Genomic DNA, 22,831 nt, shown 5'->3' on the forward strand with positions numbered 1-22,831 from the left:
AACCAAAAAACGCGGGGGAGAGACAAAGCGCGGGGCTGGTGCCGCGATCCCCCTCACCCATGAAACGAGAACAAACATGAACACCCAGAAGATCGCCTACGCCGCGTGGACTGACTTTTCAGAAGCGTGCGACGGATCCGCCCGTGCATTGTTGGCCTCAGTCGGGCCGGAAAAAGCGCTGGCGATGGTCGAGCGAGACGCGACCATGAACGATTCCGAACGCGAGAAGTTCAACAGCCTTGGCAGCGCCAATGAGCGAAATCTTGAAGATGCCTTGTACGTGTGGAAAGGCAAGTATCGGGGCCGCGAACATGCCCAAGCGAACCTCGCCTTGATCGAGCGTCTAGGTGGTGGATTCCTGACACCCGAGGATGACGAATGGCCTGTGGCGGGCAACGACCCCCATTCGAATCCGATTGGCCTCTGGTGGCGCGGAAACATGGCGGCCGGGATCCCTAAAACGCACCGGGCTCTGGCCATTGTCGGATCACGAGACGCCACCGACTATGGACGCCACATCACGGCTGAAATTGCTTTCCACGCGGCAAACAACGGGGTCACCGTAGTTTCCGGTGGAGCTTACGGGATAGATGCCCGCGCTCACGAAGCCGCACTAGGCGCCGAAAGCAATGGGTGCCCAACTATGGCAATCATGGCAGGAGGCCTTGACCGCTATTACCCAGCTGGCAACGCCGACCTACTAACCCAGATCGCCGCACGGGGAATCGTGCTCAGCGAGAACGCGCCGGGAAAAACGCCGACACGCGGGCGATTCCTAGCCAGAAATCGACTCATCGCCGGGCTGGCCGGCGCAACCGTCGTAACCGAGGCACGCTGGCGTTCCGGGGCGATGACTACCGCCAACCACGCCAAGGCGATGGGGCGAAACGTAGGAGCTGTACCGGGTTCGGTATTCTCGGCTAATTCCGCAGGAACTCACCGACTCATCCGTGATGGCATAGCAAGCCTCATCACCATCGGAACCGAAGCGCTGAACCTGTTGGATACCAACATCTAAACGCAGTAGGGGAGGGACACATCGGGTGCACCTCCCCCTTTCCTGGTGGTGCGGGCGGCCTCCGCCGCACGCTCCCCCGGCCGCCGACGCTGGCGCGCACTCAAGACCTCGCGCCAGGCAGCGGATCCGCCGCGGCCGGGGAGCGTGTTTTTTTACTCGCGTCAATGGCGTCTTCTGCTCACGCCGCTTCTTACTCATTTACTCAAGTGAGCAATGCATCATTTACTCAGCACGGAATGATGCGGTTTTCAGGCGTCCTGGTTACTCGCTCGCTCGCAACCAGGAAACGGGCGTCCGCTCCGCGTCCGACTGTTGACCTGATTCACCTCCGGCGAATCAGGTAGCCGGCCTGGCGGCCGTCCCCTTTTTTCGGTTGCTGTCCTTCGGATCATATGGGCCGGCTCCAATCACACAAGCCCCTACGCAGGCTCCGGGGCCGGCACCGGGAAAACATGGGTCGGCGCTCCTACGTCGCTTATTTCCTCCCCATCTTTTCCCGGCACCGCCCTGCGGGTTGCTGTGCTTTCCGTCCGGCCCGCTCGATAAATCTTCGCCAGCAACCAAAAAACGCGGGGGAGAGACAAAGCGCGGGGCTGGTGCCGCGATCCCCCTCACCCATGAAACGAGAAAAAACATGAACACCATCAAGGCAAGCACCATGGCCGACGTAGTGGCCATCGCCATCCACGGCATCGGGTTCGTTCCCACCTCCTCGGTGGCACTGATGCTGATGAACGAAAACGGGCTGGTCGCCACGCTGCGCGCCGACGCCAACCACGACGCCCCCGCCGAACAATGGGCACAGGCCATCACCGACTACGTGCACCGCGTCTCCGACGCGAACGGGGTCATCCTGCTCAGCTTCGAGGACGAGGACGCCATGACCACCGCCCAGTACCGCGCACTCGGTGACACCCTCGCCCACGCAGGGTGCCCCATCCGTTCGGCCATCCTCATCACCGCAGGGCACCTGATGGACTACGACGGAGATTCAACCGACTCTCTCGAATTCTCCGCCGTCGCCACCTCCAACGCGGCACTGACCCTCATGATGGCCACCACCCGGAGTACCAAGCTCGCCGCCGACATCCCGGCGTGCACCCACGCACCGACCGAACTGCTGGCACGGTTCGCCCGCGAAGCGGCGGCCATGGACTCAAGGTGCGCCGAAACGCTCGCCGTGGCACGCGGAACGCTCGCCGACATGATCGAGGGTTACCGGCAGACCGGAAAGGTCGGCCCCGAGCACGCCGCATGGCTGGCCGGAACCTGCACCAACAAGGGGATGCGCGACATGCTCATCGCCTCGCTGGCCACCACCGACACCGAACTTGAAGAAATCGGTGCCGCGCTGATGGGGGAAAAGACCCCGGAGGATTGGGGATTCTTGAAGGCCGGGGGAGACACACTGTATGCCGCCCTTGAATTCATCCCCACCGAACACCGTGCCGACCTGCTGGTCGCGATCGGCTGGACGCGCTGGATCGACGGCAAGGGAACCGAGGCACGCAAGTTCGTGGGCCTCGCCCTCGAATCCAACCCCGGCCACCGGCTCAGCCAGCTACTCAACCGGCTGATCCTCAGCGGTCACCTGGCCGCCAGCGCCACCACCCAGCACTAACACCAACCACAGGCCAGGGTGGGGTGACGGTTCAAACCGTCACCCCACCTAGCTACACTCACACCAATAAGGGAGTCGCACACATGAGCCACGATCTAGTCTTCCCGCCCCGGAACACGCAGATCCACCACAACCCGACATGGGTGCCGCAGTCACGGATTTCGGCGGCGGCCTCCTCCGCAAGCTCCCCCGGCCGCCGCACCGGGGCGCTGCGCGCCCCGGACACCCCGGCACGGGGAAACCCGGACACCTTCACCCACCAGGGCACGGCATACGTTCTCATGCGCTTTTACCCGGGCGACGCGCCGGCCGAGCCCGTGCCGCGCCACCGGGCGACCGCCGAGATACCGACCACCAGCGGCACCCCGGTCATTCCGGTCGAGGTCACCGCCCGCACCCCGCACCTGGTGCACGTGACATGGACCGATGACACCGGGGAAACCCTGGGCACCTGGTGCCCGGCCAGTATGGTGAGAACAGAACACGAACAACAGGATTAGGAGAGCATGAGCATGGATGAGGACCAGACCCCCGAAGCGGTGCAGGAAGCGGACAACGCCTGCGAAGCACTGCGCGCCATGGCCCACCTCACCCGGGCCACCCACCCGGCCCCCGAGGTGTACCGGATCCTGGGGAACCTGAAGAACTTCGGCAGCTTCCTGCCCCAGATTTCCGACCAGCTCGCCCAAGGCCTCACGAGATCCCTGCAGGAATACGACGTCACCGAAGACGAGGGCAAAGACCCCGCCGCCAGCGTCGCCCTGGCCGGCGAACACCTGGCCCGGGCCGCAAAGCTGGCTGCGCAGATGGGTGAGGAACTGGCGAAGGCGCAGAACGCCATCGCCGGGCAGGGCTACCGCACCGCGGAAGAGCGCCGCCGCGACGAGGAACTCCAACGCGAAGGCAACGGCGCCTAAGCATGGGGCCGCTGGATCCCAACCAGTACCAGGAGCTGCTCGCCGGGCGCGACGTGCTGGACGACGCCCCGGTGAACTTGAGCCGGTACCAGGCGCAGAAATGCGCCGCCATCCTCACGGCCGGACAAGCCGGCCACACCACCTACGCCGAGGCCACCGACACCGTGGCCCGGTTCCTGCAGGCACTGGCCCTGGACCTGCTGCCGGGCATGAGCCGAACCCCGGTGGACAGTGCCGCGCTGTGGCAGACCCTTGATGACCTGCCGTGGCCGGCACCCGGCCCGCCCGCAGCCCAACCCTCCTGAACCCGGGCCACCGAAGGGCAGCAACCAGGGTCCACCAGCGGGCATTGACGGCCAAAACAGGCACCACATCCCGAAGGTTTACAGGGCACGGACAGCGGCCAAAAATGCCCGGGATATCAAGGCAAAACCCTAGATGAGACCCTCATTTGAGGGTAGAATGATGGTACATCGAAAGAGCTGGAGGGCAGAGCAATGGCGATCACCATCTACACCAAACCGGGATGCTTCGGATGCCGCAAGACGGCAGAGAAATTCACCGAGGCCCACCTGGATTTCACCGAAGTGGACGTGACCCAACAGCCGGCGGCGCTGGAATACGTCACCGAGGAACTGGGCTACTCCCAGGCCCCCATCGTCGTGGTCGACGACGACTTCCACTGGTCCGGCCTGAACCCCACCAACATCGACCTGGCCATCAAACTGGCCAAGGAAGCGGTCGCGAGTTGAGCGCCAAACCCACCAAGGACGGGACACCGCAAAAGCGGCTGAACTTCGACGTCCCCGAGGAACTCGCCAACGAGTTCAAGGCCTACGCGGCACTGCAGGGCAAGACCCAGCGGGAAATCGTCATCGCCTTCATGGAACGGTGCACCAAGCAGGCCAAGCGAACACCTGAAAGGACGAAGTGATGACTTCTCAACCGAGAAATGTCGATCAAACGCCCCCGCTGGAGTACCCGAACGTGCCCAGGGGAGTGAGCGACTGCGAGTACGAGGCGTTAGAACCGGCCTTTCCCCTCAGCCGCGACCCAGAATTCGTCGGGTGGAAGAAACGGTTGGCGACTCTTTCGTCGTCCGAGGTTTCAATCCGGGTAGCGAATTCGGACCCACAAGACGGCCGCCGAATGAGGGATTTGCAAGTCCTATGTTCGCCGATAGGCGTCCAAGCTGTGAAAAAGAACGCCTCGACAGTTACCGAGCGACTGGTACTCCTAGCCGAGATCGGCGGTGTTCACGTAGGTTTTTGCGTTTCATCCCCGGGCCCCCAGGACTCGGATCCGCTGTTCATCCAGATAGTCGCGGTTGTTCCGGAAGCGCAGCGACGAGGAATAGGCCTGGCACTGCTCACCAAAGCAGCGGAACGTGAACCTCTGCGCAACATCGCGCTTGCCACCCAGGACGACAACGGCGAGGCTCGGGCGCTGAACGTGAAGTTCGCCAAGTCAATTGGCGCAAGTATTGGAAGGGTCAACCTCGGCACCTATCCAGATAAAGACCTTGGTATCCGACGAGGAATGGGCTATCGCGCTTGGCTCATCCAACGTTTGCCATTCGAACCCTGAGTGAAGAGGCCGACCAGAAACGATCATTTCTGGTTCAGCTATTTTGGTTCCCTAGGTTCTGCCGACACTGTCATTTTCCTCTAAGACGACTGCACTGGGCGTCCAAAGTCGTCTGCACTGTGCTGGGTCGTCCGCAAGCGGAACCCTCAGCGGGCACCTAATACACGTGACGAGGAAGAAGTCCGAGCACAATTACTACATGAATATACTTAAGGCATTCGCGAACGGAAGAGGCCGATGAACCAGGAACGTACGAATGAGGCCATCGCGAAGCAGATCGTTGAGCGGGTGATGGGGATTCAGCTCGAGCACGCGGACACTCACGGCGGAGTTGATTACCTCTCCACCGATGGCACCGCCGCCCTCGAAGTTACGGCTGTCACCGAAGGCGACAGGAAGAGCTCTCGTGGCGCGCTCTTAAAGTCCAAGGCGAAGGGCTCTCCGACGACGAGGTTGCAAGGTTGCTGGTTCGTGTTCGTCGCGGACACCCAGCTGGGGATGAAATCTTTTGTGCAGCGAGTGCAGCTGGCGATTGCTGAACTGGAGTTCGCGGGTGAGACGTACTTCGATCAGCGGCGCGCAAGAGCGCATGTTGTCAATAAGGGTGAACTTTCGCATGTCTACCTGCCGCTACTGGATGCCGGCGTCGAGAGAGCGATTCCCTTCCCGCATTCGAAGAGCCCGGAGGAACCGGATCACGTTCACCGTATTAGTGTCAGCGCCGGAAGTGGCGGCTCGGTGAGCGGCATCGATGAGTCACTTGACCTACTGATGAAGGCACTCAATAAGAAGACCGACAATCCTTTGAAGCTGCGTGCATCCGGCGCCCAGAATGGCCACTTGTTCGTGTGGCTAGACGACGACACCTGGTACAATATCGTCCGCCCACTAAGCCGTGAGAAAACTTCTTGGGTGGACGAGGGATGGGGTCTTCCCACGACCAAGCCGCAGCTGGACCCCGCCATTACATACTTGTGGGTCGTGCACGATGAGTCCCGACTGGGCTGGCTGTGGGACGGCGAAAAGTGGAGTGAGCTGCGAGGCCCCTAAGCCGCCGGAGGGTGCGGCAACTCATGGACGGCGCGGCTAGATGTAGAGCGTACGCCGGAGTTCGGTCTCGTCGCTGTCTTCCCAAGTAAGCTCGATTGCGGTGACGCTCGGGCTGACCAGAGACTTATCGATCGTGAACGGTACTGTCTCATCCGCCGCAAGCTCAAGCGGCAGAGTGCCGTCGTATCTGGCGGCGTTGTCACCGCCGGGGGTGACGTCCCTGAACCCGGTCAGTTTCGCGGACGCGCCGGTGTGTGTTGAGTCATTGCGGAGTCGGTACCGGTTCTTGGCCTCGTGCCAGGCAGTCCAGCTCACCCTGCTCTGCGCAGGCTCCGGTGACGGCATTCTTGTTTCGGCGGTGGATGCACTTTGTGGGGCCGCTGAAGTCTCAATAGCACCCCCCCGCATTCGCCGCGGCTTTCAGGGTCTCTACTCCTCCCTGGGTTTTGAGGGATTTAACGAGAGCGATACTGCTGACTACCGCCGCAGCCAGGCCACCCACGCCGCCGAGCCACGCGGGGACCGCTGCGCCCCAGACATCTATTCCACTCATGATGCCATCATAGTGTCACCCAAACGACACCAGTTTCAGGGTTCTGATTGGACTATCGGCACGGGAATCCACGATAACGGTGGATATTTCGCATAATCTCATCCACGCCAAGTTTCGGTCGGCTTGGTGGGACCGATGGACGGCCAAATGCTCGTCAACTGTGCTTGGTCCAGACGCGAGTAAAGGCCAAACGACATCATGAGGCCAATTGCTCTTTCGTACAGGATATCTATCGGTCCACCCAGCTTAGGCGGATACCTTTTCCTCAACAGCCAGTTCGGGTGGAAGGTACTCCGCGTAGCGTTCCCTGACATACGAAATACCCTTGTCATGATCGGAGGCATAGTCCAGAGACTCTTGGACGAACTGCAGCCGGAACTCAGCTTCGCTGATCACTTCAGCCCACGTCTTTACGACAATTCTGTATGGCGATGCCTGTATGACACCGGGAGGTAGATGAGGCTGATTTCTACTCTCGTTTACTGTGTCTTTCATGTCGGTTCCGATAAGCCAGAACTCCCAGGACACGTTCTGTTGATCGAATCGGGGGTCATTCTTAATAGCACTCGCATAAGAGCGGATTTGCATTACGTCTTTGTCTTCGAGCGTATGGCCGGGCCGCTTAAGCTCAACCACCAACTGTTCATACGAGTTCTTTGCGATTCTCATCTTTCGTCCGAGTACGAGGTCGGGGATTCCGTCCCTGCCGTCTTCTCGTAGGACAGGGGTTCCCGACGCCAATTCTGCATCTTGGTCCAACTTCGCAAGATGATTCTTGAGGACCTCGGTCAGACGCACGTCGTCTCCGGTGAGTGACCATTCCTCGCCAAATATCCAAGTCTCCTGGGCCAGGATACGGTGTAGCTGGCGGCGCTCCTTTGTATGTTTCCTACTCAGCTTGTCGAACACCAGAGCATTGAGCGCTTGGATAAAGTCGAGTCGGTCGCCAACCATGCGCCCAGCCGATATAAGGCTTGCTAACTCAGTGCGATCGAGAAGATCAGTAAGCTCATCCACTCTTGTTTTGGGCAATTTTGCCACAGATTGAAGGATGGGGAGCACTGATTCAGGGCTTTGCTCGAAGGCCTCTTTAAGTAGACCGAGCGCCATTTTCTTTAGATCTGTTGACTTGCTGGCCTCGACCGTCCGTGAGAATGCTTGAGCGACAACGTTGAACGCAGAACGAGCGGTTTTTTCGGTCTCGGACTTGGGCTCAGCTACATACGGGTACACACCCTCACGCCGCCATTTCTCAATGGTTTCTTTCTCGCGACGTCGCATGGAAAGCGACATGTGCTCCCGGAGTCTGTTCTTTGCTGCCTGGATAACCTTGCCCGCGGGGGTTTCTTCATCATCTTCCATTACCAAAGGTTGCCCGGAGGTGAAGCCAGCCCACTTAAGATAGGCAGTAAATTCCGACCCGGGGGCCTGGATCCCAGGAGGCATCTCATCAATGATCGAGCCCTCGTCGCTAACGAGATAGAGGCGTCGTTCTACATTGGCAATGTCCCATTCGATGACGGTCAGCTCTATCTTGCCCCTGGTCCCTTCTGGGTTCGGTATTGAAAAAGTCTGATTGTCCAGCTGCACTGACTTGGGATTTAGTTCCTCGCCGAAGATCGTGATGCGAAAATCTTCATAACGGTCCAGATGCAGGGCAAACTCAGAAATTACTTCATTTCTGAAGTAATTTTCTTTGTCCAGATCACGAATGCATTCAGTACTAAGCGCAGTTATCCGTACCGACGTCCCGCGCTTTAGTTCCCCCGTTTCAACCGGTGTAACGTCAACGGTCGTTAGGTCTGATCGAACACCTTGTGCAGCGACTGTTTTCATGGATCCTGATTCATCTACGGTGGATGTCCATGTGACGTACTCGCCTAAAGAAAATGCGGCATATCGACCCCGCCCATGCCGCCCATGCATGGGTCTCTTCTTGATTTCGGAGCGGGAGTTGAGTGGGGCCTTCCAGCTGTCTCCTACTTTTGAAAATGAGGCGTTCGCGGAGATTTCATTCATTCCCGTACCGTCGTCGCTGACGGTAAGGGTGTCCCATCCGCCCAATGGGGATTGCTCGGGGATCACGATGACATTCTCGGCATCTGCGTCAAAGGCATTCCAAATGAGCTCACGCAGTCCGACATGGGGGGTCTTCACTAGACCAACAAGGAGGCTTCGTCCCGCGTGGACACTGATTTTGCTCATTGTGTAAGTGTGCCATGACTTGCATAAGGTGACGGTGAGCTTGGTCTGCGTGGTTGACTGCGTGGGCCTCGGGTTTTAGTAGCAATGGAACAGGTAGGGAAAGAAATACCCGGGAGTTGAGACGACGACTCCACAGTGGTCCGTTCCTTCATCCTTTGGCTGGAGGTTCCTTCGTTGATCGAAGTTCCTCAAGGCGGTCCAACCCTTGTTCAAGTATCCTCAAACCCCGCTCGGCAGTTGAAACCATCTTTGCGATGCCGGCAGAACGATCTGTATTTGCGTCTGCCCGTGCCTCAGCGCCCCAGCCGTCTCTCGGCATGCGCGTCAAAAGTCCCGACCAGGGCTTACCGTGAGCTGCGCCGGATGCAATTTGCCAGTCAAGGAATACCTGGGGAGATTCGCCGGACTCGTGTGCGGCATCCTTGATTATTGAAGTCATCCTCGGGGCCTGGTTCATCTCCCTGAGAGATAGTTCGATCCCTGCGGCTGCAGCCTCGAGTGATGCTATCCGCCCTGCAACGAAGTCATCTGGCGCGTCAGGAGAGACAGCGCGTCCCAGAAACTTCCCTACTTCGTTTTGGGTGCGCATCATTTTTCGCGCGTCATTTGCGTTGGCCATTTCCAGGCGTAGGTGCCGTTTCAATCGGGTATCGCGGTCCAGAGGAGCCAGCACCCATAGGATGGTGCTTGCAGTCTCGATAGTCGAACGAGCCAGTGTGTAGGAACCGAAGACCGGGAAAAGCCTAGTCTCAACGATCGAGTTGGTTAGATACCAAATATGGTCGATCGCCGAGGGAACCAGATGGTGCCCAACATGAGTGGAAAGTTCGGCTCGAGGGCACAAACGGTCATCTGCATTTAGCACTGATCCAGAAACTGAAGCGGGAAACGTATTTATGCGGTTGACTGTCTTTTTGACTGCTTCATTTAGGTTGTTGACTCTTGCGAGTGCGTCACCTGTATCAACTTCCATGTCCCAAGCATATTGGCACGAACGGCTGAGCTTTTGTCGGCTCTGTATGGTGACGCGGCTGTCGTTTTCAAAAGTTCTCCGGCCTCAGGATTCTCGTTTCGACCAATTCTTAAAATCGTCCGTTTTCGAGAATGACTGTCGGGCCGCAGTGCGCCGCGTAGGTAGCCGTTCCCGCGAAGTCCGGACGCCATAGCGGGCGTCGTCATGTTGTCGGGACTCATGACCACCTCGGAGATGATGGAGGGGTGGCTTACTGGTAGGGACCGCTATTTCCTTGTGCAGCGAATTCTCCGACAACAGTGCTCGCGCTCGACATGGACGCTGCAGCTGATCACGTGGCACTTTCTCCTGCGCCAGGAACTGGATTCGGCCCAGCATAAGGCTGTGGCGCAGCAGGCTCACACTCTGCTGAATAGCGCAGATGACACAACGTTTTCATAGCCGGTGTGCTGACGGAGGGCGCAGACTTCGCCCCTTTTAGACATCATTGATGATGCTTTTCTGTTGATTTATGAGCACTTTCATGCAACAATCGAGGCATGGAAGCAACTGTTAGGAACCTCATTCACGTCGATTCGACCCGTATGAACATCCACGACATAGTGCGCGAGCTCAACAAAAACGTGGGCACCACCATTGTTCAGTCCATGGCCGGCGTCAAAGACCGGACCTCACCTACCAAATGGGCCAAGCCTGATGGGCCTGAACCTCGCCCGGACGTTGAAACACGATTACGGCTTGGATACCGGGTATGGAGAACCCTTGAGCAAGCAGACGGCAAGAACCTCGCGCTCGCATGGATCATGGGGGCAAACCCACGTCTGAACGAGGAGCTGCCTGTGCTGTTTATTCAAAAGAACCTGGCTCGTGACGTCATCGGCGCTGCGGAGGCATTCGTGAATGACACCTTCGCAGCATGATAGTAACTGGCGAGTCCCGAACCTGCACGACAACGGGGCTTCGACTGCTACCGGCTCTAGGCGAAGTCTCATACCGAGTGGCAAAAGATCGTTATGGCGCGCTTGCAGTTCGCGCGAATGAAATCGTGGGCCCACGGGTCGTCGGTGCCAGCTCTGCGCAAGCCGACTCTCGGGGTCGGTACGACAGCCTGGGGTCCACAATTTACTTGGCCGACTCTCGTCGCTGTGCCTACGCAGAAGTTTTGAGTGGTTTTCGTCAAAGCAGAGCAGCTATCACAAAGGTGGCCGAATCCATCGGATGGGATCCGAGAAAGTATGTTGAGGCTGTCCTCAAGGAAGCTCAAGACAACGGCCTCGACGCACCATGGGCAATTTCAGTGGATTGGCAGATGGACCGATCGATCTACGAGATCCGTCTCCCACGCGATGGATGGTGGGTCAAGATGGATCACGTCGATACGCTCAAGGCAGTCGAATCTTTCGATTCATCCTTTGTTGGCGTTGGAGAACGACTGCAGCTGCTCACCAACGGTTCTATCACCGGTGAAGACAGAGACCTCACCACGTTGATTGCGCATCTAATCAGAAACGTAACGCTGGATGATGGATCCGAACCTTTAGGGATTAGCTATCTGTCGAAGACGCTGCAGGGGCGCTGCTGGGCGTATTGGGATCGCCGGACTGACCTGCAATTGGCGCCAGGACGCAACGACCTGATCCAGCGGAGTTCAGATAATGTGGGACCTGATCCGGAATTCATCTGGACTGCCGACTATTACACACTGCCCATTCTCAATGGGCGTCGATACTGACAAGTAGGCTCACTTTTTGGGTCGCTAAGCGATGCGAGGATCGTCGTCGTGGCGGTGGTTCCGGCGGTGGTTCGGGGTCCTCTGTATTCGAGCACATGGAGCGCAACCCAGGTCTCCCGGATCGATTTCCAGGTGCAGCGAATTCTCCGACAACGGTGCTCACGCTCGAAATGGACGCCGCAGCTGAGCACGTGGCACTTCTCCTGCGCCAGGAACTGGGTTCCGCTCAGGATGAGAAGGTAGCCGTCTCTTCACGTCCTTAATAGCACGCGCTGACATCGACTCGTGGTGCAACTTGTGGCCTGAGATTGAGGTTTATGAAGGCCTAACCACTCAACATTTGATCTAACTAATGAAGAATAGATTGTTCAAGGAAACTGCCCAGTCGTTGTGGGCCGGGATCTGATTTTGCCTCATTACGAAGGCATGATGATCCCGAGAGCGGATAGGACCGAGCATTGACAAGCACGTTCAGTGAAGCAGAGATAGCGGAGATCAGTGGACAGCGAGCGAAGGATGAATTCTTGCGCGCAGGGTCGGGCCCCTGGACCGTGCTCTATGACTTCGAAGGAATCGACGAGAGTCCTATCTCAGCCGCAACATTCTCGGTGTTGGCACCCCCCGGATTGCGGTCTAAGTTCCTGAGCTCAGGCAGTTGGGATGCTACTGTCGGGTTCGGCCAACCAGGCACCATGACCACCTATGCCGAGACGAAGTCGACCACTTATCTCCCTTTGGGCAACGACCAGGGGATGGAACCCCTCGTCATCGTCACTGACTCTGCAGGAACAAGAAAATCAGAGATCTTGATCAACCAAGAGTTCCGCCTGGTTTTCGAACTGTTCGAGGACAAAGAAACCGGCAATTTGGTAAAGGTCTTCGATGATGGCACGGAAGAGATTGTGGTCGAGATTACCGGCGAAATAGTTCGTGTTCGGAGCTCTTACCTTGCCCGTTTCCGTGCGCTCAAGCAGCTTGATTTGTGGCTCTACACGAATGTAATCAGTCATTTTCCTGAAGTGTCTCAAGATACCGACTTCGAGCAGTTCGCCACAGAGTGGAAGAATGAGAATTCAGCCGGATCAAACAATGCTGGCACCTCGTTTGGGCGTACAACGTCGTACTTCAATGCAAAAAAATTCTTCGCTCCCGGGCCTGTTGAGAAGTGCAATCTATGGGAGTACGAAGACCGCAACAGGACTTATGAGGATTTCATCATTGGTGAAGACGAATTTGGCAAACCTGTCACCTTCACCTGTGAAGAGGACAAGCTCGCCAACTACTTCGGCAAAAACCCTGAGGCACCCCACTATCTGACCCCGGTATTCTTCAGGAAAGATGTGTTGCTGAAGTATTACAACCATGCTGAGCTCTATACGGTGACTGATGGTTCGGTTTCATGCGATACACGCTGGTATCTTCGCATGGACAACGACCATGAAGAGTATGTAGCTGTCTTCCTAGGCGACCTTGGGCGCGATCTCCCTGACACAGAGCGCCAGTATTGGAAAGGCTTCAACATCGCCCCGCGCGGTCCGATGAGCAGTACGTACTCACAACGCGCCTATGAGGGCAGATGGGTCGATGCTCAGCAGCCGGATCACCAATTTAAATCAGCATATGCAGATCTACAGAATCAATGGAACAGCAACCACGGGTGGCAGATCTACCGGGAACCTCACGACGCTGACAAATCGATCATTAACCGGCTCCACGTTCCGCTCAACGAAACCCAATCCGAGTTCGAGGATCAATTGATGAACCTCGCCAAGCTCCTGGTCGATTTCCTCAACGAAAAGGCCATTGTCAAAGCAATCGGCAAAGGGCCGGAGGGTGAACGTGGGCTGAGTAAGCTCCAGAGGTTCTTCACCGTCACCGGCTACAAACACGTCGAGGAAGACAACGCTCTGCTCAGGCAAATCCAAGAGCTGCGATCAAGGGTTTCGGCTCATAGCAAGGGTTCCGATTACAACAGGTATATCGCGGGCAAACTCGGTGGGATGCAAAAGAAGGAGTTTGTCATGGAACTGCTTAGAAACTCTACTGAGATGCTCAAGAGATGGGCCGATTTTTCGCCGGTTTATGCTGCTTACCGTGAGTCACAGTCATAGCGTTTTTCGAGACTAAACAGGGGTCACTTGTTAATTCGCCAAAAAAACCGACGCTACGGATCACAGTGTCTGGTAACGATCGTGCTCGAGACACAAAAACCGTGAGTTTGGTGTCATTCTCCAAAGGCCACAGCACCGGGAATGCCGCTATTTCGGGGTAGTGCAGGGGACTTCAGACATTGATATGTCCGGAGTTCCCTGCACAAAACAGCATTCCGGTCCGTAGTCGTCTGCACCATCGATCAAGTCTTGGTGCTTCAGTGGTTTTGGGGCTTGTCCACGGCGGTCAGCGTCTCTGGCGGTCGGGGTGGAAGGTGGCGGTAGAGGCTGGATCGGGTGATGCCGGTTTTCTTCACGATTTGGCTGATGGAGAGCCCTTCGTCGCGCAGGTGCGCCGCGTAGTCGAGTTTCGTCGGATCGACAACGCTGGGTCGGCCGATGCGTTTTCCTTTGCTGGTGGCGACGGCGCGGGCGTGGGCTGCCCGCTCGATGGCATAGGTTCGTTCCATTTGTCCGAACAGTGCCAGCATCACCACTGCCAGCTGGGACATGGGGTCCTCCGGGTTGGCCGAGTCAACACGGATTGGATCGGCCAAGTTCCGCACACCTACGCCGCGGTCGGCTAGGTCATGGATGAGGTTCAGGGTGTCCCTGACGGTGCGGCCCAGCCGGTCCAGGGTGTGTACGACAATCACATCGCCATCGCGGGCTTGGTCCAGGGCTTCATGGAGCCCCGGGCGATTGGTGGTTGAGCCGGACTTCTTATCCACGTAGATGCGTTTGGAGGGGATGCCCTCGGCGCGAAGCGCGTCGAGCTGCCGGTCGAGATCCTGTTTCGCCGTTGAGACGCGAGCATACCCAATATCCATACGCCCATTGTACCGAAAGTCAGTTTCGCACGTTTCTTTTGGGATCTTCTTTTGGGATTAGTTATGGAACTAAATTTGGCGGCGTGTCGCCCTGATTCGAATTCCGGGTCGGGGGTGTTCCACTTCCAAGGAACTGGGACGCCGCCTCGCGAGTCGTTCTCCGCTGCAAGTTCTGCAATGGACTTTTGGCATCCCGTGCAGTCGGCTTAGAGAAAATGACAGTCGGCGCCCGCATTGGCTTTCGTTGCGGGCCAAACAATTTGCAGTTGCACTACCGTAAGACGCGCGCGTATGCTTGTCTTACGGTGCGACAGTCGTGCTTGTTAGCAGTAAACCCGGAAAGGGTGGTTTGGATGGCGACAGTAACAATCAGGTTGAAAGATGAGACCCGTGATCGCATTGCCGAAGCGGCAGAGGCCCGCGGAGTCCCGCTCAGCGATTACATTCGCGAGGCACTTGAGGTGCACCTGACCCTTGAGCAGGCAGGCGAAGTTGGCGCCGACCGCCCCGACAACGCTGAAGATATTTCAATGACACCGTACGAGCGCAAGGTGCTTCAGCTGCTTCACCGCAACCTTCTTGCCACAAAGGGCGGGCTCACTGAGTCTTACTACGACGAGGAGCAAGAAGTTCGGGCTATCCAGGTGCTGGAAAATGGTTTTGCCGGCGAGTATTCCCAGGAATTTGCCGATATCAGCGAGCCAATGACGCGCTCCGAATGCGAACTGGTCTGGGATATCTTCGATATGTTCCGGGTCATTCAAGCCAGTGTGCGTGGGCTTGGCAAGGATGGGTGGAAACAGGTCAAGGTGGAGGACGCCGAGTTGCATGGCACCTTCCGGGGCTTCGATTTCAACGATCTAGACGAGATCCGCTTGGCAAACTACGCCAGGCACCTCGTCAAAACCAATCGTTGGACCGAGCAGAAGGATGCTTTTAGCCGTGAGAATGACAGCGGAAATTCGCATTGCCAGATGCTTCCTACGTACCGTGCCATGCTGCGGGTCTTCAAGCCGCTTTGGCGAAAGGCCATCCGCGGCAGCATTAGTCGACACTACTTTTCCGCGGAAGACCTCGAACAGGTCCTTTTGGCTGCCCCTGGCGCACGGACCTCGAAGGCATAGCCTTCGCAAGTCTCATACGGAAAATGGATCCAGCCTGCGGAATTCAACCTTTCGCAAGGTGTTGCCCCAAACTGCCACCTTGGCAATACGGTTCAGGCCCTCAGCTCCAAAGCAGTGAGAGTCTGAACCGTCACTCCGCTCGTGGCGGAGGCCCGCGGGACAGAATTGGGACCACAACTACTAACAAGATCGGGGACTGAAGCGTTGGTGTCACCAAGCTTTGTCTATCAAGACATCGAGACCAAATACTCGGAGCGTCAGTACGATGATCGCTTCACGCGCCTCTACGAAGCAGAGAACTCTCGTTTACGGCCAGCCTTTGCCTACCTCCATGACAGGCTCAACTCCCTGCTGGGATTTATGAACGAAAAACGGCTGAGGGGTGGTCACTATAACGCCGAACAGAGCCGGGAACTGATCGATGTCACCCGCGAGATCGGCCAACTTAGAACAACCCTGAGACGAATCGGGGTCGACGTTAGCCTCTCGGCTCCATATGAAACTGTCTTGGAACGATGCCGCAGGTTCCTTACTAGCAGCGGCGGCAGCGCGATCCCTGAAGACTTCGAAGAAGTTACTTTGGAGGACTATGAACCGATATTCTCGATCCCGGCATCCACTGTTCGGATAGAGAAGTCTGGCAGGGACTACGCTCTAAAATCGGTGGGTTCCGGATCCTACGCCCAGGTGTACAAGTACAAAGACGATGAATATCGGATGCACGTCGCGGTGAAGAAAGCACGCCACACTCTGGACGAAGCTGAAATGAAAAGGTTCGAAGCAGAGTACGCCGTGCTAGCCGATCTCAGCTCTCCGTACGTGCTGTCGGTCTTTCGATACAACGAAGCAGACAAAAGCTACACCATGGAGTACTGCGACCACACTCTAGGGACCTACATCGCGGAAAATAACGGCAAGACGAACTTCGATTTCACCAAGAGAAAACGCATTGCACAGCAATTTCTCTATGGCATCAGTTACCTAGCCGTCAAAGGAGTGCTCCATCGAGATCTGAGCTTCAACAATGTATTGGTGAAGACATACGATGCCGGTGTGGTCCAGGTAAAGCTCTCTGATTTCGGATTGCACAAGACCCAAAGTTCCATTCTTACCCGGACGGGTACCGAGATGAAGGGGACGATTCTCGATCCTACTCTCGAGCACTTCAAGGATTACTCCCTGGCAAACGAAATCTATGCGGTGGGGCATGTGGTTTCGTTCATCTTTACGGGGAGAACAGCACCCCATGTTCGCGGGGAAAACCTCGGCGGCATTGTCCGGCGATGTACTGATCTTAATGTTGCTGACCGATACCAGCATGTTAAGGAAATAATCAGAGACGTGACTGAACTTCGGGCCGAGAACTACCTAAGCTGACAGACCCACCGATGAGCCCGTTGCTCTGTGTTTGGCGAGGGTGAATGAGCACATTTTTGAAATTGGTGATTTGATGTCACGTTTGTCGTTGGAACGGCCGGAATTTTTCAAGGAAAAGGACATCAGTGCGCTCGAAATGTAGTTCTGTGTGGTCCCCCATAAACTGAGATATGGACTTACGAACTATTACATTCGGCCAAAGCGTTGCGGGACTTCTTGTAGACGGCGTTGAGACAACGCCGTTCACGGGAGCGACTCTCAAAATGGAAGATCTGCGCGGTGTTGTCGTTGAAATCCCTTACATCGATCACGGGGACACGGAGCAGTTCAACCATGTGAATGAGTGGTTCGAAACTAGAACGCCGCCCCGAAATCTCCTCCTGGCGACGCCTGAAGGGTCGATTGGTCTTTACGGGATTCGCTGGTTGGGGCATTCACCGAAACCCGGTGTTTCTTTAGGAAAACTTGCCCCGAGTGAAACTCTACTGGGGCCATGCGAGGCATCGCTGGAACGTCCTTTGGTGTTGGACGAGGTACGTAGTCGAATCGATGGTTTGCAAGAGTGGACAGGGCTGAAGTCCGTCGGCTTTGTTCCTGAAACTGACGAGCAGGGTCTGTCTCAGGCCATAACTGTCAACGTTCGTGCCGTCAAAAGCGAAACATGGGCGCAAGGTGAAGCCGCTATGCAATTTGAATCAGATTGGCGTACCTCTCGTCCTGACGAGACTGATGATGGCGGGTTGAACATTAACGATGGCGCTGTATTAGTTACGAGATTTCCGAGCCCACGTCCATTCAGCGAGCATCTTGCGGAGCAGCGAAAAGTCGTCAGCTTGCTTACGCTCTTATCCGGGCAGCCTATACATTTTCGTCAGCATAAGGTTTCGGCAGAGTCGATCATTGAGCGCGCTTTGAGCGGTGATGTTTTATCTCATCCTAAGATTCAGCTTGTTAGTGAACAGACGGTTCGGGACTACGGTCAGCCGGTCCCCAGTCGTGGGGATCTGCAGTTGTTTCTTGCAGCGTTCGAGCAGATCGGTATCGATGGAATGACTCGTTGGGCGTCGAGATATGAGCAATGGAAAAGGTTTGTTCTACCCGCAGTCGGTGTTCTTGGACGTAAGGGCTTGTTTCTCGAGGACGTGATTGTTTCCTTATCGATGAGCGTTGAAGCAGCAGGACAGATTATTGGCCATCGTGATGGTGAAGAAGTGACCTATCATCGCGGGCGACCTATTACAGCTACGTATGTGTTCCGTTGCCTTGATGTTCTGGAGATCAAGTGGAGCGGACTGGCGCCGAGTACGAATGCCCTTGCCCGGGCCATCGCGAAGACATACAACGACATTAAGCATTTCGATCGTGGAGAGTTTCCTGAAGGTGATGTGCTACACGTTGTCGGTGTCGTTCTCCGATACATTGCTCGGCTGCTCGCGCTCCATATCGTCGATGATTCCGGGAGCCTACTCGAAGGATTTAGGGAAGACCGAGCATTGTGGCGTGTGCAACGGGTGTACGAGGCTTACGAGATTTCCTTTAACGAACGGGGAGAGACTATCCGAGCCGAGCATGCGTAGGAAACCTGTCAATAAGGCAGCGACTACGATGTTCGAATAGACAGAGGCCATGCACAAGTCGTGCTCGCATAACGTGCGTGAACCCAGGTACCGCAACGTGCGGCTTGTGTATGGGCGTTCGCTTGGGTCCCGCTGTCCACATGTGTGCAGCGGCAAGACCGAAGGATTTTTCTTGCGCTGTGCACATGTGGTCAGGGGGCTATGCAAACTGAACCACAACCAAACAATGGTGAGTCATGATCCACACGGATTATGACCCACCATTCCTTTTGAATAGCGCTAGTTGTTTGAATCGGTTGACACGGATTATTCGCCAGCGGTCTGTGTTTTTGCGGCGCGCTTGCGCGTTGCACGCGCGGGGCTGATCTTGTTGAGTTCCTGCTGGGTCCAGCCCTTCTTGAGGGCGTTGGTGAACGCGGCCTTTTCGTTTGCCTTTGCTTCGGTGAGGGCGTTCTCGGCGTTGACCCGTGAGGCGACTGCCTGGGCAATGTCGTTGGCAGCTTGCATGCGCAGGTCGTTTTGCGCCTGGAGCTGTTCAAGGATTCGGGTTGCTGCGTCGCTCATGTGATCATCTCCGGTGGTTTCGGAGGCCAGCGGCGTGGTGTGCGGCCGGCCGCAATGTTGTTTCAAGGGCCATCCTGGCCATTGACCGTTCTCTCCGATGCTACTCCGCGCGGAGCATCGATTTCTAGTTCCCGAAGCCAAGGATTCGCAAACAGATTGACCGTTGGTGACGGAGCAAGCTATAGAATTAGCATAGCTAAGTCGGCTTTCCGCTTTACTGCGTTTCGCGGACGTGGGACACTTGAACCTAGTGGTTCGAGCGGGGTTGCACTGGGCGAAGGGATGAAGCGGTGGCTGTTGGGCGTGAACGGAAGCGACAGGCCAACATCGGCGGTGGCCGAAAGCACCCTGTGCAGTTGAAGCTCTCGCTGGTCGAAAAGACCGCTTTGAAGATCCACGCCGATGAACTTGGCGTCAGCATCCAGCGCCTTTTGGTTGAATCAACGCTTTCCTCGTTTCAGGGTGAAACGCTCACCGAACGTCGCGATCTTTTGACGGCGCTGTTTCAGCTTCAACGCGGCCTCGCTGCGGTGGGTAACAACATTAACCAGATTGCCCGCGCGGCCAATGCGACGGGCGAAATCCAGGGGGAGCTTGAGGCATCCCTGGCGCAGTTGCGTGCGTCGGTGAACCGAATTGATGAAGCGTTGGAATCGTTGAAGGTTGTTGGTGAACCGTCATGATTCCCAACGTGGTGCGCGGTGGACGCATGAACGGAGTGATGGCCTACCTGGTGGGGCCGGGCCGCTCCAACGAACACGAGAACCCGCACCTGATCGCGGGTGATGACCGAGTGACTTTTGCCATTCCGGTGGGCACATCATTGGATGCGAACCAGGGATTCGAGATCGGGTACATGCTCGATCAGCCGCGCCGCATTCATGAGGCCGAGTTCAACGTTCCGGTCTATGCCCGCGACGATGCATCCGGCGAGTTCCTCACGGACGAAGCAGGCAAGAAGATCCGCACCGGTTCCAAGCCGGGCCATGTTTGGCATTGCTCCTTGGCCGTTGACTCCGGGCATGGACGTGTCAGCGATGAACAGTGGGAAAAGATCGCCACCCAGTTCGTTGCGCGTATGGGTTTCATTGATCCCGATGGCGCGAAGTCATCGCGTTGGGCAGCAGTGCACCATGGCGCTTCCAAGAACGGGAACGACCACATCCACCTTGTCGTTCAGCTGATCCGCGAGGACGGAACGAAGGCGAACATCAACAACGACTTCCACCGCGCCCAGATGGTGTGCCGGGAGCTTGAGAAGGAGTTCGGTCTGCCGCGCTTGGAGTCCCAGGAACACGGCAAGGGCCTGGCCGGTGAGAAGCCCGCCGAGCGAGCGCGTGCAGATCGCGGCAACAACGTTCTGTCGGATAAGTTCGAGCTGCGCCGCCGCCTACGCGCCGCGCTTTCAACCTCGAACAATGCCGAAGAGTATTTGCGTCACGCCCAGGATTTGGGTGTGCATGTTGCCCCGAGTTTCAAGCCGGGTTCAAACACCGAAGTGCGCGGGTACAAGGTCTCGTTGGGTGGACGCGGCACGGACGAACGCGGCATCTGGTACGCACCTAGCAAGCTCGATTCAACACTTGCATGGAACGATGTTCACGCACGTTTCGGCAACGCCAACCGCGAATCCGGTGACGCTTACCTGGTGTCCTTGCATTCATCGAACACCGAGCGCGAACGTCACAAGGCTGTCGCCCATCCGGTATCGAACGAGCAACTGGAACGGATGATGAGCCACAAGACCGGACCGGATACTTTGGCGAACATCTACGCGCGCTTGTCCTTGCAGTTCGAGCGCAACAAGCCAGCAACATTCCAACGTCTTTCGGAGTCCTACGCACGCGCCGCACAAGGTTCGGGAAACCTCCGGTATGCGGCACGCATGAATCAGCGCTTTGCAGCTGGTCAGGGCCGGGGCTGGGTCGCTGTGGCCAAGCAGGCAGGACGCCTGGGCCGGGTCATGCTTGAGAACCAGATGACACAGGATCGACCCCACTTCTCAAACAACGTTGACCGCTTGTTGAAGGATGCCGAGGGCATCATCACCAGGGAAATGCAGCGCATCCAAAAGGAAGAAGCAGCGAGTGTTGCTGTGTCCAAGGCACCGACTGTTCCATACCGAGATTGGAACTCCAGTGCACAACCTGGATCGGGACAAGACCAGGGTTACGAACGCTAGGTACGGCCAAACAATAAGGGAGAGTGAGCACGATGGTTGATCAAGAAGAATCGGAAATCATCCAAGAGTTCGGCAACATGACCCGCGCCATCATGGGTTCCGGAATGCAGGCCGCTGAGCAAGCACAGCGCCGGGTGAGCATGAGCCAGGCCGAAGCCAGCGCGCAGGTTGCGCGCGAACGTGGTGTGGCCGAGATGATCCGTCGCGAGCTTTCCTCACCATCGTTTTGGAAGCACGCCAGCAGCGAAGCCATTGCCGACCGCATGACGGTAGCTAGCGAACTAGCGCTCAAACACAATGATGCTTCCCAGGCGTTCATGGCGGGCGCTGACCGGATTCGCAACCAGTATGGAATCAACGTCGAGGACATCAACCGCGACCACCCCACTTCCTCCGTCCAGAGGCACCAGGCGTTGCGGGATGCCCTGGATGATTACCTGGCCAGCCAGCGACTCAACAGCGAGGCACAGGGCAAGGAGGCAGGGACCGAAGTAGCGGAGACCGGCGCAATCGCCGAGGACGGCAAGGACACCGCTCACGAGCTGGAACAGGCAGCGGCCGCCGCGAAGCAGGACGAGCAAGCCAACCTTGCACGAGCTGGCGAAGCGGAAGCCGAAACACAGCAAGACGCGAAGCACACCCAAGCCGACGAGGCCAAGGAAACAACGAGGCCCAGCGACGATCCCACGGATCGCCCCGATAACGAACCAAGCGCCGCACCTGCGGCTGTGCTGGCCGTGTGGAAGGAAAAGGGCGGCAAGGATGCCGATTTCCCGAAGGCTCCCACCACCCACAACTCACAGGCCGCGATGAAGAACCGCAAGAAGGTACTCGACGCTGTGGGAACACAGCGCGGGCAGAGCCAGGAGCTATCCCGATGATTGAGATACCTCCGGGCACGGATTCCATGGATCTTGACGGCGACGACACAGCCGAGGAACCGCGTGCTTACTCCGTTGAAGCCACGGACGTGGCAAAGCCAGAACGACCATTCATGTTCTCGGATGCAGAACAATGGCTCCACCGGTACGCATTGCCCCGGTATCTTCGCAAGCTCGGTTCAAATAGGAGTTGGGCACCGAACTGGTATGACTACCCCGAAGCGTATTCACTGATTACCGCGCTGTGGGAGTCGTGGGAACAGATGCGCTGGGAAGGCCCACAACAAATCCTGGTGTTCTACAGGGACTACTTCTACCCGCTGATGGATCGACTCACCGCAATGGATGGCCCATTCCATGCCTACGACAAGACCACACACCCACAACTGCCTGAGACCTTCCCCGTCTGGGATGCCCCGCCAGGGTACTTCCGACAGGGCAAAGACGCAGAGTAGAACCCCTAGCCAAAGGGGATGGCGACCTAATAACT

24 protein-coding genes are annotated in these 22,831 nt (G+C 57.0%); 19 read left to right on the forward strand and 5 right to left on the reverse strand.

Going from position 1 to position 22,831, the window contains the following annotated elements; translation table 11 throughout:
- From dprA to ACFY5D_RS20890, 9 genes are all read left to right on the forward strand, one after another.
- The coding region (dprA, locus tag ACFY5D_RS20850; protein ID WP_387534285.1) for a DNA-processing protein DprA at positions 1-1,018 on the forward strand (1,018 nt) is incomplete at its 5' end.
- A gap of 634 nt (positions 1,019-1,652) precedes the next feature.
- Positions 1,653-2,639 carry a DUF4192 family protein gene (locus ACFY5D_RS20855; protein ID WP_387534287.1) on the forward strand — a complete coding sequence of 329 codons (987 nt, stop codon included), beginning with the start codon at positions 1,653-1,655 and terminating at the stop codon, positions 2,637-2,639.
- An 83-nt stretch (positions 2,640-2,722) separates the two neighbouring features.
- Positions 2,723-3,139, forward strand: a complete 417-nt coding sequence (locus ACFY5D_RS20860; RefSeq protein WP_387534289.1) for a hypothetical protein — start codon at positions 2,723-2,725, stop codon at positions 3,137-3,139.
- 6 nt (positions 3,140-3,145) lie between these two features.
- Positions 3,146-3,556 carry a hypothetical protein gene (locus ACFY5D_RS20865; protein WP_387534291.1) on the forward strand — a complete coding sequence of 137 codons (411 nt, stop codon included), beginning with the start codon at positions 3,146-3,148 and terminating at the stop codon, positions 3,554-3,556.
- A gap of 2 nt (positions 3,557-3,558) precedes the next feature.
- On the forward strand, positions 3,559-3,861 hold the full coding sequence (locus ACFY5D_RS20870) for a hypothetical protein (protein WP_387534293.1): 303 nt from the start codon (positions 3,559-3,561) through the stop codon (positions 3,859-3,861).
- Between the two features lie 192 nt (positions 3,862-4,053).
- The gene (locus ACFY5D_RS20875; protein WP_068738516.1) at positions 4,054-4,308 is read left to right on the forward strand and encodes a glutaredoxin family protein; all 255 of its coding nucleotides are present in this window, start codon (positions 4,054-4,056) and stop codon (positions 4,306-4,308) included.
- A complete protein-coding gene (locus tag ACFY5D_RS20880) occupies positions 4,305-4,490 on the forward strand; it encodes a hypothetical protein (RefSeq protein WP_387534295.1) in 186 nt (61 codons plus the stop codon). Before ACFY5D_RS20875 ends, ACFY5D_RS20880 begins: the two co-directional genes overlap by 4 nt.
- A gap of 260 nt (positions 4,491-4,750) precedes the next feature.
- Positions 4,751-5,143 (forward strand): GNAT family N-acetyltransferase, encoded by a 393-nt coding sequence (locus ACFY5D_RS20885; protein ID WP_387534297.1) that lies wholly within the window; start codon positions 4,751-4,753, stop codon positions 5,141-5,143.
- A gap of 237 nt (positions 5,144-5,380) precedes the next feature.
- The gene (locus ACFY5D_RS20890) at positions 5,381-6,193 is read left to right on the forward strand and encodes a hypothetical protein (RefSeq protein ID WP_387534299.1); all 813 of its coding nucleotides are present in this window, start codon (positions 5,381-5,383) and stop codon (positions 6,191-6,193) included.
- Between the two features lie 36 nt (positions 6,194-6,229).
- On the opposite strand, the gene ACFY5D_RS20895 is transcribed toward ACFY5D_RS20890, so the two are convergent.
- The 3 genes from ACFY5D_RS20895 to ACFY5D_RS20905 all read right to left on the reverse strand — a co-directional run bounded on the left by ACFY5D_RS20895 (position 6,230) and on the right by ACFY5D_RS20905 (position 9,924).
- Positions 6,230-6,508: a hypothetical protein gene (locus tag ACFY5D_RS20895; protein ID WP_387534301.1), complete on the reverse strand. Its 279-nt coding sequence runs from the start codon at positions 6,506-6,508 to the stop codon at positions 6,230-6,232.
- A gap of 484 nt (positions 6,509-6,992) precedes the next feature.
- On the reverse strand, positions 6,993-8,951 hold the full coding sequence (locus tag ACFY5D_RS20900; RefSeq protein WP_387534303.1) for an ATP-binding protein: 1,959 nt from the start codon (positions 8,949-8,951) through the stop codon (positions 6,993-6,995).
- Between the two features lie 148 nt (positions 8,952-9,099).
- The gene (locus ACFY5D_RS20905) at positions 9,100-9,924 is read right to left on the reverse strand and encodes a hypothetical protein (RefSeq protein ID WP_387534305.1); all 825 of its coding nucleotides are present in this window, start codon (positions 9,922-9,924) and stop codon (positions 9,100-9,102) included.
- A gap of 539 nt (positions 9,925-10,463) precedes the next feature.
- Between ACFY5D_RS20905 and ACFY5D_RS20910 the strand changes: the two genes are divergently transcribed.
- The 3 genes from ACFY5D_RS20910 (at position 10,464) to ACFY5D_RS20920 (ending at position 13,767) form a co-directional block, all read left to right on the forward strand.
- The gene (locus ACFY5D_RS20910) at positions 10,464-10,844 is read left to right on the forward strand and encodes a hypothetical protein (RefSeq protein WP_387534307.1); all 381 of its coding nucleotides are present in this window, start codon (positions 10,464-10,466) and stop codon (positions 10,842-10,844) included.
- Between the two features lie 281 nt (positions 10,845-11,125).
- Positions 11,126-11,656, forward strand: a complete 531-nt coding sequence (locus ACFY5D_RS20915; RefSeq protein WP_387534309.1) for a hypothetical protein — start codon at positions 11,126-11,128, stop codon at positions 11,654-11,656.
- 458 nt (positions 11,657-12,114) lie between these two features.
- Positions 12,115-13,767, forward strand: coding sequence for a hypothetical protein (locus ACFY5D_RS20920; protein WP_387534311.1), 1,653 nt, complete (start codon positions 12,115-12,117; stop codon positions 13,765-13,767).
- A gap of 257 nt (positions 13,768-14,024) precedes the next feature.
- Here ACFY5D_RS20920 and ACFY5D_RS20925 read toward each other — a convergent pair whose 3' ends face one another.
- Positions 14,025-14,636 carry a recombinase family protein gene (locus ACFY5D_RS20925; protein ID WP_387534313.1) on the reverse strand — a complete coding sequence of 204 codons (612 nt, stop codon included), beginning with the start codon at positions 14,634-14,636 and terminating at the stop codon, positions 14,025-14,027.
- Between the two features lie 353 nt (positions 14,637-14,989).
- Here ACFY5D_RS20925 and ACFY5D_RS20930 point away from each other — a divergent pair, with 353 nt between their 5' ends.
- From ACFY5D_RS20930 to ACFY5D_RS20940, 3 genes are all read left to right on the forward strand, one after another.
- Complete coding sequence (locus ACFY5D_RS20930) at positions 14,990-15,760, forward strand: YfbU family protein (protein WP_387534315.1); 771 nt, start codon at positions 14,990-14,992, stop codon at positions 15,758-15,760.
- 141 nt (positions 15,761-15,901) lie between these two features.
- Complete coding sequence (locus tag ACFY5D_RS20935) at positions 15,902-17,137, forward strand: protein kinase family protein (RefSeq protein ID WP_387534317.1); 1,236 nt, start codon at positions 15,902-15,904, stop codon at positions 17,135-17,137.
- A gap of 170 nt (positions 17,138-17,307) precedes the next feature.
- Positions 17,308-18,714: a hypothetical protein gene (locus ACFY5D_RS20940; protein WP_387534319.1), complete on the forward strand. Its 1,407-nt coding sequence runs from the start codon at positions 17,308-17,310 to the stop codon at positions 18,712-18,714.
- 306 nt (positions 18,715-19,020) lie between these two features.
- Here ACFY5D_RS20940 and ACFY5D_RS20945 read toward each other — a convergent pair whose 3' ends face one another.
- On the reverse strand, positions 19,021-19,278 hold the full coding sequence (locus ACFY5D_RS20945; RefSeq protein ID WP_387534321.1) for a hypothetical protein: 258 nt from the start codon (positions 19,276-19,278) through the stop codon (positions 19,021-19,023).
- Between the two features lie 350 nt (positions 19,279-19,628).
- On the opposite strand from ACFY5D_RS20945, the gene mobC reads away from it, so the two are divergent.
- From mobC to ACFY5D_RS20965, 4 genes are all read left to right on the forward strand, one after another.
- Entirely contained in the window at positions 19,629-19,961 is a 333-nt protein-coding gene (mobC, locus tag ACFY5D_RS20950; RefSeq protein ID WP_387534385.1) for a plasmid mobilization relaxosome protein MobC, read from the forward strand.
- 38 nt (positions 19,962-19,999) lie between these two features.
- The gene (locus tag ACFY5D_RS20955; protein ID WP_387534387.1) at positions 20,000-21,460 is read left to right on the forward strand and encodes a relaxase/mobilization nuclease domain-containing protein; all 1,461 of its coding nucleotides are present in this window, start codon (positions 20,000-20,002) and stop codon (positions 21,458-21,460) included.
- Positions 21,461-21,537: 77 nt separating this feature from the next.
- Positions 21,538-22,341, forward strand: a complete 804-nt coding sequence (locus ACFY5D_RS20960; RefSeq protein ID WP_387534323.1) for a hypothetical protein — start codon at positions 21,538-21,540, stop codon at positions 22,339-22,341.
- Positions 22,338-22,796 carry a DUF4913 domain-containing protein gene (locus ACFY5D_RS20965; RefSeq protein ID WP_387534325.1) on the forward strand — a complete coding sequence of 153 codons (459 nt, stop codon included), beginning with the start codon at positions 22,338-22,340 and terminating at the stop codon, positions 22,794-22,796. Before ACFY5D_RS20960 ends, ACFY5D_RS20965 begins: the two co-directional genes overlap by 4 nt.
- Positions 22,797-22,831 lie beyond the last annotated feature (35 nt).

The organism is Paeniglutamicibacter sp. NPDC012692, assembly GCF_042901625.1.
Taxonomy (GTDB): domain Bacteria; phylum Actinomycetota; class Actinomycetes; order Actinomycetales; family Micrococcaceae; genus Paeniglutamicibacter.